A 12,864-nucleotide genomic window follows, 5' to 3' on the forward strand; every position below is an offset into this window, starting at 1 on the left:
TCCATACGCTCCTTGTATTTATAACTGATATTATTAATGATTTTTTTGAGTTCAACAATCTCGCTACTATCATTTTGCACAATATCAATTGTGTCGTTGCGATATACTGAATTAGCTAATTTTTTCAGATGTTCTATTAGTTTGCTGGATTCGCCTTTAATTTTTTTTGTTATTTTTTCAACGATATACCATAATAAACAAAAACAAACCAAGCCACATAAAAACATCAATGTAAAATATTTATTGATGTTTGCATCTTCTGCTTTTTGATAGTAAAAGTAATGGAATCTGACATCAGGAAGCCTGGGGAGTGAGATAATATTGTCTATATAGTTGCCACTATTATTACTTATGTTATAACTTCCCGATGACTCGCGGACAATAAGATGTAACATTGATTTTTCATTACCTACCATAATCCTTTTATTTTGTTCCATGAATAGAATATCAGCATCACCACCTAGTTTATTTAAAAAATTACTGAAATATCTTTCATCAAGATCCAGATGTATTAACTTCAGAGCAAATGAATCTTTTTCTTCTTCGGATGGTCGTAGAGAAAATGAAAAACATTTTTTTCCGGCAATACCATAACAATTATACCATGGTGACCATTTTGAATAAGTCCCTGCCGGTAATTTATTCCAGGGACGTGATTCCGGGTTAAAGTAGTTATCGCTACTATTACCATCGTCCCCAATAAAAGGTTTACCGGGTTCTGATTTTCCCAGGAATTTTACCTCACCATTCTCCGCTCGAATAAAGCTAAGATAGCTTCCATTATTGAGCATTATCCCCACTAAATTAACCGCATCTATTTTTTTCATGCGATGAAGGACTGCTCGCTTTATCTCATCTTCATCATTTAACAGATAAATTGCATCTTTTAATGCATCAGCCTCTTTTTCAACTTTAGAAAAAAAATTATTCAAATTGTTATTGATGAGTATAAGGTTAATCCGTGAAGAGTTTTCTGCTATTTTTTTATGGAAATCAATTGCGGTAATAAATGACAAGACAATATAGACAGTAACAGCTAATATAACCGCAGTGTTAAATCTTGAGTTTAATTTTTCGGTAATGCTATACATACTGGTGTTCTGACTAAAATGTTATCAATTGCTTTAATATAATATCGTATAAAGTTCTGTATATTAGACGATGTTACCCTTCTCTTTATGACTTTCTTAATTTCATTATTCCCATATAACAAATATGTCATGATGAGAAGATTGATTTTTTCTTAATTTCCACAAGTGATTATCATGCTTCTTATTTTAACCAGAACAATATTGTTATATGTAATGCTCATTTTTGTATCTTTCATCCACGCTACCGCCTTTCGTTAAATTTGCAACGAAATAATTTAGATATGAAAAAATTACCCTATAACAACACAACTAGCACATCCTGCCGAGTTGTGACATCTACTCTATAATTATCCAAAAGAGGTATTAGCATCTATTATCAGTAATCCATTCTGTTTATTTATCTTATTCAAGACATGTGTAATACGACTCTCTTAGCCCAAAATATATTAATCAGTAACCTTAAAGTAAAATTTAGTCAGAAAGTGATCGCGAAAATTTCACTGCCAGGGCTGTAATTTGTCCATCAACCTAACAGATAAATATTTTCAGGAGTACACGTTCGATAAAACAATAGATGCAACATTAGAGCACTATTTTATTTTTAAAACAAAAGACTGTGAACTACACCAGGTATGAGAAGATTCTGTCGGGAGATGATTCTTGTTGGATTAAAATCCTATAAAATATAGCTTTACCAGAATATTGCACCAAGAAATCAATATACCATCTGCATAACCAAACAATAATTGCAATCATTCTCAGAAAATTTAACCATAATTAGCAACGTGCAAATTTATTGATACAGATCAAAAAATCCGAGTTTACATTACCACTCTTTGTTGAAAATTTAGCCGTAAAAATCATGTTATTACGATGCGCAAGAGTTTACTCCAGAGCTCCAAATAATAACTTGCAAAATAACCAATAATTAAAACTATCACCATATCTAAAAATAAAGGTCTCCGATAACTAAAATTTGTATTATCACGGCAGCGTTTATATTCTTTCATCCCTTAAGAAAAACTTAACTTTTGCCTTGGCAGACCTGCTCTAATTTTAATCTATTTAATATCATAGCCCCGGAGAACCGGGGCATGATGACTATTTTATATTCGCTTTACGTGCGAGCAGCGGGAATATCAGCCCCAGTCCAACGAGGACAAATGGCGTAGTAATGTTCAGTGCCAGTTGGAATGTCCACTCTGCAGTGAAGGCTTCCATTTTCGGGAAGATTCCTGTCAGGCAGGCAAACGCGGTAAAGGCAAAACACCAAATCCCAACGGTCATTGCCAGCGACTTATTACGAATAAAGACATACTCTGGTTTATATTTCTGCGCCAGGCGAACGACAGCAATAAACGCAACAAATACCCACAAATAACGCAGTGGCATCACTACCGAGTTAAGATTCAACAGCCATTTATAGAGATTGTTCATATCACCGATGCCGAGAGTCGGGAGCATAATCAGGATCGCCACCAGCACCAGAGTCAGAAAATAGCCATTCACGGGCGTACCGGAAGCGTTGGTACGACATAAACTGGCAGGAATATATTTGCTGTCGGCATCGCCTAATAACACTTTAAGCGGTGCATCAATCGAAAATACCAGTGCGGCAACTTGCCCCAGAGTGTTCGCAATGGCATAAATCACCATTAAGGTATTACCCATATTGTAATACTCCCCCAGCTTCTGGAAGGCGTAATACTGACCGTTAGTCATCAAATCATCGGGAATATTACGCGAGTCAAACATCATCCCCATCGCCAGTGAGCCGAGAATCGCACATACTGCTACCATCCCCGCCAGACACAACATCCCTTTTGGAAATTCTTTTCCTGGGTTGCGTGTTTGGTTAACGTAAGGAGAAATCTTCTCAGCACCACCAACCGCAAAAACCAGCATTGAAATGGTGGTAATGTAGGTGAAATCGATATGTGGTATGAATGTTTCCCAGGTAATGTTAGTAGTCGCAATATGCACTTCAGTAATCGCAGGCGCGGTTACCGCCATCGCCACATAAAGGAGCGACATGACAAACATTGCAATCCCTGCCACAGAACCAACAATTTTCAGTGACTTCATGCCTCGGGAGGCAACCCACATAAAGAAGATAAACAGCACCAGCGTTAACCCCTGTAACGCTACGACCGAATATTCTTTGATTAACGAACCATCGCCTTTCATCGCCCAACCGAGCGCGATCAGTATTGCCTGCGGTTTTTGTGCCAAATAAGGAATATGCACCACCCAGTAGGTCCATGCTGCAAGGTAAGCCAGCCCTGGCCCCATGGTATGTTTAATCCAGGTACTAACGCCCCCTCTCCCGTCTTTAAAGGTCGAACCTAACTGGCCGACAATCAGGGCATAAGGTGTGAAATAGAGCGCAAAAATAAATACCCATGAAAAAACAACCACCAGTCCCTGGTTGGCATAGTTATTTACAACGTTGCCAAAGCCCCAAACGGTAATAAATGACATCAAAGCAATGTTGTACCATCGCAACTGTTTTTCCTGAACGTTCCCAGCCATAGATCGATCCTTCGCCAATATTTAATGGATATTTAGAAAACGAGGAATTATGCGCGGCAAACAAGACGTGCGGAAATAGCGGAATGCAAAATTATAACCTGCTGCACACTTTATTTTTTTACGAATAAAATTTGCTAAAAAATAGTTGTACAGAGGAAACAAAAAACAGAGTGCGAAACAGGCAGTTCACACTCTGCACTCATTCATTTACACGTGAGCAACGGGTTTTGGTGTATGACCGGCGTTACGAAGCAGCATGAGTAAATAAATAAACGACACACTGGCGATCATGATAAACAGCAGATTATCAGAGAAATTCTGCATTAACATGGCAGTAAAAGACGGGCCAAGCAGACTACCGACGGTATAGCTTAACAATAACGCCTGATTCATTGCCACCAGCTGATGATGTTCAACTTTCTCGCAAGCCCAGGCCATCGCCACCGGATAGAGCGTAAAACCGGCTGCACCGAGGATGAACAACGCAGGTGCCATTGCCGCCTGACTTAACATCGCAATGCTACCGAGAATGACGACAAATACCTGAACGCGTAGTACCAGCAGGCGACCAAATTTATCTGCCAGACGACCAATTGGCCATTGCCCAAGGATACCAGCACTAACCAGAACCGCCATCCAGAAGCCAATGCTGGCGTTGCTAATCCCTTTATGATTGAGGTACAGCGGCATCAGGCCATACAAAGAACCCAGAACGATTCCCGAGATAATACAGCCGTTCACGCCAAGCCGCGCCTGACGAAGTTTTAGCATTGACGTAATTGGCGTCGAAGCATGGTTCTCAGCCTGCTGATTCACGATACGAGTAAACAGCAGCGGCAAGATCCCTGCCAGGGTCAACCCTGTAGCCCACGGCAATACGCTCATCAACTCTGTTGAAACTTTACTGAGCAGTAACTGACCTAAAAACGTCCCCACGTAATAAACCATCATATAGGCGGCAAGTAACCGCCCACGGTTACGTGACGTACCGCTGCACATCAGCGCGCTTTCTACCACCACCCAAATCATGGCGCAACCAACGCCTGCGACGAAACGCCAGGCTAACCAGCTCCAGAAACCAATCATCAAGCCAAGCCCGGCACAACCCGCAGCAAAAATAAAGGAAGCAAGGTAATAGCTGCGATTAAACCCAAAGCGTTTAATGACATACCCTGTCAGTAAAGTACCGACCAGGTTGCCGGTAAAATAAGACGAACTGACGACGCCGACCTGCCATGTGGGCAAGTGTACCTGGGCGAGCCATAGCGGCACGAGTGTATTTAACACCGCGATCGCCAGAGTCAACAAAAGTAGGCCAGACAGCAAAAGCATGACAGGCCGGGTATACGTGGACATGAATGAAAACCGTGAGGAAGTTCAAATTTCATGCGCATCATGCCACCGCCAAAAACATTGTCAATGGGTGAAAATACGTACATAACGCAGCGGCTGTATTATCGATTTATATTACTCATTCATAACACTAATAACGAAAAGATAATCAGTCTCATCTAATTGTTTTTATTGATCTAACATAACGTTCATATGTTTAGTTCAGTCGAAAAATTTCATGGTCACTGCAAACCTGAATTTCCCGTCTATGCTTTCAGGGCAACGCATCGCGTCTGAACGATTTCAGGCGTACCACTGACTCTCGAAAGGAGAAGAGAATGACCAAACCGTATGTTCGTCTCGATAAAAATGATGCTGCTGTTTTGTTAGTTGATCACCAGGCCGGTTTACTTTCCCTCGTGCGGGATATTGAACCTGACAAATTTAAAAATAACGTGCTGGCGCTGGGTGACTTAGCCAAATATTTCAATCTACCCACCATTCTTACTACCAGTTTTGAAACCGGTCCTAACGGCCCATTGGTCCCTGAACTGAAAGCACAGTTCCCGGATGCACCGTATATTGCCCGTCCGGGAAATATTAACGCCTGGGATAACGAAGATTTTGTTAAAGCGGTCAAGGCGACAGGTAAAAAGCAGTTGATTATCGCCGGAGTGGTCACCGAAGTTTGCGTAGCATTCCCGGCACTTTCGGCGATTGAAGAAGGTTTCGATGTCTTTGTGGTGACTGACGCGTCAGGAACCTTTAACGAAATTACCCGGCATTCGGCATGGGATCGTATGTCACAAGCAGGGGCACAATTGATGACGTGGTTTGGTGTCGCCTGCGAACTGCACCGTGACTGGCGCAACGATATCGAAGGTCTGGCGACGCTGTTCTCTAACCACATTCCTGATTATCGTAATTTGATGACCAGTTATGACACCTTAACGAAACAGAAATAAAAGAAAACCGGGGCCGAGACCCCGGTTATAAACATCTTAGCTGGCAACGGCCATCCCTACAGTCATATGCAACCCGTAGAACACGCCGCGCCCGATTAACTCACCAGCCAGAAGCAGGATGAATGACACGGAAAGCAGCGATACCGCAGGCTGAGAACCTTTTAACTGCGGTACAATCCACAAGCACAGTGCCACGGCGATAAGCACAATCCGCCAGGCCATCAGCGCACCGTAATCCGGCACTAACGCCGCTGCCTGCTGTACAGAAGAGTGAATCGTAGCGAGTTCAGCCCCCTGCATTACAGACATTACACCGCTCACCACCAGCGCCAGCACTGAAATGGCCGGAAGTAAACGCATCACCCAACCATTAACCCCCGCCAGACGCAGTAACAAATATCCCAGCAGCGGGCCTCCCATAAACATAGTCAGGAAGAAACCCATCGGTGTCCAGATGCTGTACCAGGTCGGTACGGTATCGATGCTGTTATAAACTCGCACCATCATCCAGACAAACACCACGCCGAGAATCATCGTCACCACCAGCCACAGCGTGCGTAATGCCGGTGACAGCTTTTTCAGCACTGCCAACAACCAGCCGATGCCACCTACGGCAAAAAAGATCGAACCACTGGCGATTTCGTTACTCAATGCCGAAGAGCCAACCCGGTTGAGTGAGTTAAAAGCGCGCATGGGTGAGCCAAGGTGAAGCATTGAGGCGATAAAGCCAATGCCCATCAGTACCCACAAGCCAAACATACAGGTAATCACCCGCTGTTGGGTATCGGCCCGAAGCTCGCCTTTCAACAAGGCGAATGCCAGAACGATAAAACCGCCCACGACGCACTGCCCGAAGACCGTGAAGATCATCAACGGCCATTCATGCCATCCACTTCCCATCTCACACCTCCTTCGGATTTGCCAGATAGCCAGTGGTATCCCCGGTTGGGCGGCTGTTGGCGTTAGGTTTGATCACAATATTCGGTTTGGTAAAGTGCGCTCGTGGCAATGGCGCAACGGCCGCCAGATCGCCGTGTTTTTTACGCAGCTCGTCGATGGGGCCGAAATCCAGCGCCCGCAGCGGGCAAGATTCGACGCAGATCGGCTTTTTACCTTCCGCGACACGGTCATAGCAACCATCGCATTTGGTCATATGCCCTTTGGTTTCGTTATACTGCGGTGCGCCATACGGGCAAGCCATATGGCAGTAACGACAGCCGATGCACACATCTTCATCAACAACGACAAAACCATCTTCACGTTTATGCATCGCACCGCTCGGGCAGACTTTGGTACACGCCGGATCTTCGCAATGATTGCATGAAATCGAGAGATAGTAGGCAAACACGTTTTGATGCCAGACACCGTTATCCTCCTGCCAGTCGCCGCCAGCATATTCATAAATGCGGCGGAAGCTGACTTCTGGCGTCAAATCTTTGTAGTCTTTACAAGCCAGTTCGCAGGTTTTGCAACCGGTGCAACGGCTGGAATCAATAAAAAATCCATACTGGGTTGTCATCGGTTACTCCTTACACCTTTTCAACCTGAACAAGGTTTGTATGCGACGGATTCCCCTTGGCGAGAGGAGACGGACGTTGAGTGGTCAGTACGTTGATACAACCGCCCTTATCGACACGTTTTGCATCCGGGTCATACCAGGCGCCTTCGCCCAGTGCGACCACACCCGGCATCATTCGTGGCGTCACTTTCGCCTCAATATGAACTTCACCACGATCGTTAAAGATCCTAACTTTATCGCCGTTGCTGATACCGCGTTTTTGCGCATCAAGCGGGTTGATCCACATTTCCTGGCGGCAAGCCGCTTTCAGCACGTCTACGTTGCCGTAGGTGGAGTGAACGCGAGATTTATAGTGGAAACCTGTAAGTTGCAGCGGATACTGTTTGTTCAGCGGATCCTGATAACTTTCAAAACCTGGCGTGTAGATCGGCAGTGGATCGATCACGTCGCCTTCCGGCAATTCCCAGGTAGCGGCAATGTCAGCCAGCGCCTGGGAATAGATCTCAATTTTGCCCGATGGCGTGGTCAGTGGATTAGCCTGCGGATCTTCACGGAAGGCTTTATAAGCAACGTGATGCCCTTGTGGGTCGCGCTTTTTAAAGATCCCCTGCTTGCGGAACTCTTCAAAGGTCGGCAACTCAGGGATCGCTTCCCGCGACTGCGCATACAGGTGACGCATCCACTCTTCCTGAGTACGACCTTCCGTAAACTGTTGCTCAACGCCAAGACGTTTTGCCAGTTCGCTGGTCATTTCATAGATGGTCTTACATTCAAAGCGCGGTTTAATCACCTGATCGTTGAAAATCACGTAAGACATATTCCCGCAGGATGCATCCAGCGCAAAGTCCATCTGTTCGGAAGCGGTGCAGTCCGGCAGCAGGATATCAGCGTATTTCGCGGATGATGTCATGTGGCAGTCGATAACCACAATCAGCTCACACTTCTTATCATCCTGAAGGATTTCATGGGTACGGTTAATTTCTGAATGCTGGTTAATCAGGCAGTTACCGGCATAGTTCCAGATCATCTTGATCGGCACATCCAGCTTATCTTTCCCGCGAACACCATCACGCAGCGCCGTCATTTCCGGGCCACGTTCAATGGCATCGGTCCACATAAACATGGAAATGCTGGTCTGGATCGGGTTTTCGAGAGTCGGCATCCGCACAAACGGTAAGCTGTATGAACCTTCGCGCGCGCCGCTGTTACCACCGTTAATCCCGACGTTGCCGGTCAGAATTGCCAGCATTGAGATAGCTCGAGTAGCGATTTCACCATTAGCGTGACGCTGCGGCCCCCACCCCTGGCTGATAAACGCCGGTTTGGTACTGCCGATTTCACGTGCCAGTTTGATGATTTTGTCTGCCGGAACGCCAGTGATTTGCGATGCCCATTCCGGCGTTTTGGCAACGCCGTCTGCCCCTTCACCCAGAATATAGGCTTTGTAGTGACCATTTTTCGGCGCACTGGCTGGCAGGGTTTTCTCGTCGTAGCCAACGCAATATTTATCGAGGAATTCCTGATCAACCAGATTTTCGGTGATCATGACGTACGCCAGACCGTTAACCAGTGCGGCATCTGTCCCCGGACGAATCGGGATCCACTCATCTTCACGCCCGGCACCGGTGTCGGTATAGCGCGGATCGATGATGATCATGCGGGCATTTGATTTCTGACGAGCCTGTTCAAGGTAATAAGTTACCCCGCCACCGCTCATTCGCGTTTCGCCCGGGTTATTACCAAACAGCACCACCAGCTTACTGTTTTCGATATCTGACGGGCTGTTGCCATCCGCCCAGCCACCATAGGTATAGTTCAGCCCTTCTGCAATTTGCGCGGAGGAATAATCACCATAATGGTTCAGATAACCGCCGCAGCAGTTCATCAGGCGCGCGACCAGGGTATTTCCCGGTGGCCAGGAACGGGTCATTGTGCCGCCCAGCGTACCGGTGCCATAGTTCAGATAGATGGATTCGTTACCGTACTCTTTAATCAGTCGCTGCATATTAGTAGCGATAATGTCGTAGGCTTCTTCCCAGCTAATACGCTCGAATTTGCCTTCACCGCGCGCCCCGACGCGTTTCATCGGATATTTCAGGCGATCTGGGTTATAAACGCGACGACGCATCGAACGCCCACGCAGACAGGCGCGTACCTGATGCAGGCCGTCGTAATTGTCATCACCGGTATTATCCGTTTCGACGTATTTGATTTCACCGTCCACGACATGCATTCGCAGTGGGCAGCGGCTACCGCAGTTAACTGTACATGCGCTCCAGATAACCTTCTCGTCAGAATTTGCCGCAATGGCGTTATCGACAGCGTGCGCTATTCGACTAAAAGGTAATGTTAATGCACTGCTGGCCATCGCCAGGCCACCGATCGCTGTCGTTTTAACCAAACCACGGCGACTCACCTCAGCAGCCAATACCGCATCAGGGATTTTCGTTTTCATAATGGCTCACTCAAGCTTGCTCACGATTAATTCCAGTAACAAACCGTATTGTGTAATTATTTTTATAGCTGGCGCTATATAGGTTTGTATACATCGAATGATTTGAAAATCAACGGGATAGGTAGATTTTCACTCGTAAGTAGTATTGCGCTTAAGTAACGAGTAATTATTGTTTGGTATCAAAGGGAGACAAAAAAAGCGCCCGCAGGCGCTTTTTAGATTCAGAAAAATTGGGTATTAGCCAATATATTCCAGTCCGTTCATGTATGGACGCAGAACTTCTGGTACTTCAATACGACCATCGGCCTGCTGGTAGTTTTCCATTACCGCAACTAGCGTACGGCCAACAGCCAGACCGGAGCCGTTCAGGGTATGCACCAGACGGGTTTTCTTGTCAGACTTGCTGCGGCAGCGTGCCTGCATACGACGCGCCTGGAAGTCCCAGACATTAGAGCAGGAAGAAATTTCGCGGTAGGTGTTCTGCGCCGGGATCCATACTTCCAGGTCGTACGTTTTGCAAGCGCCAAAGCCCATGTCGCCAGTGCAAAGGATGATTTTACGGTACGGCAGACCCAACAGTTGCAGGACTTTTTCTGCATGACCGGTCATCTCTTCCAGCGCCGCCATAGAGTCTTCCGGGCGCACGATCTGAACCATTTCAACTTTGTCGAACTGGTGCATACGGATCAGACCACGGGTATCACGACCATAAGAACCGGCTTCAGAACGGAAGCATGGAGTATGGGCGGTCATCTTAATCGGCAGGTCATCTTCATCAATGATTTCACCGCGAACCAGGTTGGTCAGCGGAACTTCTGCCGTTGGGATCAACGCGTAGTTACTGGTGTCTGCTTCTTCTTCCAGCGGACGAGTATGGAACAGATCGCCAGCAAATTTCGGCAGCTGACCCGTACCGTACAGCGTGTCCTGGTTAACCAGGTACGGAACATAGTTCTCACTGTAGCCATGCTGTTCGGTATGCAGATCCAGCATAAACTGCGACAGTGCGCGGTGCATGCGAGCAATCTGCCCTTTCATTACCACAAAGCGGGAACCGGTCAACTTAACTGCGGCTGCAAAGTCGAGGCCAGAGTGCATTTCACCCAGCGTCACATGGTCACGAACTTCAAAGTCAAACTCACGCGGGGTACCCCAGCGGCTGACTTCAACGTTGTCATTTTCGTCTTTACCTACCGGCACTTCATCTGCAGGCAGGTTAGGGATGGTTAGCGCGATATCGCGAATTTCAGCCTGTAAAGCATCCAGCTCGGCTTTTGCTGCATCCAGCTCTTCGCCCAGTTTGTTCACTTCCAGACGTAAAGGCTCGATATCTTCCCCGCGCGCTTTCGCCTGGCCAATGGATTTCGATCGGGAGTTACGCTCCGCTTGCAGGTTTTCCGTTTTTACCTGCAATACTTTACGACGCTCTTCAAGAGCGCCCAGCTTATCTACATCCAGCTTAAAGCCCCGGCGTGCCAGTTTTTCAGCGACTGCGTCTGGCTCATTACGCAGCAGATTGGGATCGAGCATGCTTATCCTGTGCTTATCGAATTAAATGGGAGATGTGGCCACAGCCTGCGACCACAGGGATACAGTAACAACATTACCGCAACGATAACATTAACGGTAGCGTTTTATGGGGCTATTTTGATCCTGTTCAGCCAGCCAGGCGAGCTTTTCGCCAATCTTGCCTTCCAGCCCCCTGTTTGTCGGGAAATAATAGCGTGTTTGTGCTATTTCCGGCGGGAAGTAAACCTCACCGGCAGCATAAGCGTTTGCTTCATCATGAGCGTAACGATATTCCTGCCCGTAGCCCATTTCCTTCATTAATTTTGTCGGCGCATTACGCAAATGAACCGGCACGTCATAATCCGGACGTTCGCGAGCATCGGCCAGCGCGGCTTTAAACGCGGTATACACAGCGTTACTTTTTGGTGCACAGGCCAGGTAAACAATCGCCTGGGCAATGGCGCGTTCGCCTTCTGCCGGACCAACGCGGGTAAAGCAATCCCAGGCAGCAATCGCTACCTGCATCGCACGTGGATCAGCATTACCGACATCTTCCGACGCTATCGCCAGGCAGCGACGCGCGACATATAACGGATCACCACCAGCAGTAATAATGCGCGCATACCAGTACAGCGCCGCATCGGGTGCACTACCACGCACAGATTTATGCAGCGCGGAAATCAGATCGTAAAAGCGATCGCCTTTGTTATCAAAGCGGGCGCTACGCTCACCGGCGATTTCTGTCAGTAATTCAGGCTTTAGAACACGTTTGCCGCTGCCATCGATTTCGGCCATATCCGCCATCATTTCCAGCGTATTCAACGCCCGGCGCGCGTCACCATTCACCAGTTCAGCAATCGCACGGCGTGTTTCATCTGGCAGAACAATATCCTGCCCGCCATAGCCACGCGTTTTGTCTTCCATTGCCTGAGTAAGTACTCGCTCAATATCCTCGGTCGTCAAGGATTTCAGCAGATAAACGCGGGCACGGGAAAGCAGCGCCGAATTAAGCTCAAACGAGGGGTTTTCAGTCGTCGCGCCAATGAAAGTGATGGTGCCATCTTCAATATGCGGTAGAAAAGCATCCTGCTGGCTCTTGTTGAAGCGGTGCACTTCGTCGACAAACAGAATGGTGCGGCGTCCGGCGTTGCGGTTCTGCCGCGCCCGCTCGATCGCCTCGCGAATCTCTTTCACACCAGAGGTAACGGCAGAAATACGTTCCACATCAGCGTTTGCGTAGCGGGCGATCACTTCGGCAAGGGTCGTTTTACCCGTACCTGGCGGCCCCCAGAGGATCATAGAATGCAGGTGCCCGGCTTCAATAGCACGCGGCAACGGCTTCCCCGCAGCCAGCAAATGTTGCTGACCGATATACTGTGCTAAATTTTCTGGCCGCATACGCGCGGCCAGAGGTTGAAAAGTATTATCCGAAAAATCGAGCGACAGATTGCTCACTCAGGT

9 protein-coding genes are annotated in these 12,864 nt (G+C 47.3%); 1 reads left to right on the forward strand and 8 read right to left on the reverse strand.

Annotated features, from left to right (window positions below):
* The 3 genes from HEN21_RS08430 to HEN21_RS08440 all read right to left on the reverse strand — a co-directional run.
* The coding region (locus HEN21_RS08430; protein ID WP_183082906.1) for a CHASE9 sensor domain-containing protein at positions 1–1,091 on the reverse strand (1,091 nt) is incomplete at its 3' end.
* 1,101 nt (positions 1,092–2,192) lie between these two features.
* Positions 2,193–3,623 (reverse strand): APC family permease, encoded by a 1,431-nt coding sequence (locus tag HEN21_RS08435; RefSeq protein WP_000918533.1) that lies wholly within the window; start codon positions 3,621–3,623, stop codon positions 2,193–2,195.
* Between the two features lie 207 nt (positions 3,624–3,830).
* Complete coding sequence (locus HEN21_RS08440) at positions 3,831–4,979, reverse strand: MFS transporter (protein WP_000109306.1); 1,149 nt, start codon at positions 4,977–4,979, stop codon at positions 3,831–3,833.
* Between the two features lie 314 nt (positions 4,980–5,293).
* Between HEN21_RS08440 and ycaC the strand changes: the two genes are divergently transcribed.
* A complete protein-coding gene (gene ycaC, locus HEN21_RS08445; protein WP_000165876.1) occupies positions 5,294–5,920 on the forward strand; it encodes an isochorismate family cysteine hydrolase YcaC in 627 nt (208 codons plus the stop codon).
* Positions 5,921–5,956: 36 nt separating this feature from the next.
* On the opposite strand, the gene HEN21_RS08450 is transcribed toward ycaC, so the two are convergent.
* From HEN21_RS08450 to rarA, 5 genes are all read right to left on the reverse strand, one after another.
* On the reverse strand, positions 5,957–6,820 hold the full coding sequence (locus HEN21_RS08450; protein WP_000534710.1) for a dimethyl sulfoxide reductase anchor subunit family protein: 864 nt from the start codon (positions 6,818–6,820) through the stop codon (positions 5,957–5,959).
* A 1-nt stretch (position 6,821) separates the two neighbouring features.
* A complete protein-coding gene (dmsB, locus tag HEN21_RS08455; RefSeq protein WP_000213098.1) occupies positions 6,822–7,439 on the reverse strand; it encodes a dimethylsulfoxide reductase iron-sulfur subunit DmsB in 618 nt (205 codons plus the stop codon).
* A gap of 10 nt (positions 7,440–7,449) precedes the next feature.
* The gene (dmsA, locus tag HEN21_RS08460; protein WP_000850273.1) at positions 7,450–9,894 is read right to left on the reverse strand and encodes a dimethylsulfoxide reductase subunit A; all 2,445 of its coding nucleotides are present in this window, start codon (positions 9,892–9,894) and stop codon (positions 7,450–7,452) included.
* A gap of 237 nt (positions 9,895–10,131) precedes the next feature.
* A complete protein-coding gene (gene serS, locus HEN21_RS08465; protein WP_000886683.1) occupies positions 10,132–11,424 on the reverse strand; it encodes a serine--tRNA ligase in 1,293 nt (430 codons plus the stop codon).
* 90 nt (positions 11,425–11,514) lie between these two features.
* Positions 11,515–12,858: a replication-associated recombination protein RarA gene (gene rarA / locus HEN21_RS08470; protein WP_000067772.1), complete on the reverse strand. Its 1,344-nt coding sequence runs from the start codon at positions 12,856–12,858 to the stop codon at positions 11,515–11,517.
* Positions 12,859–12,864: the final 6 nt, after the last annotated feature.

The organism is Escherichia sp. 93.1518 (genome assembly GCF_013368915.2).
Classification (GTDB): Bacteria; Pseudomonadota; Gammaproteobacteria; order Enterobacterales; family Enterobacteriaceae; genus Escherichia; species Escherichia ruysiae.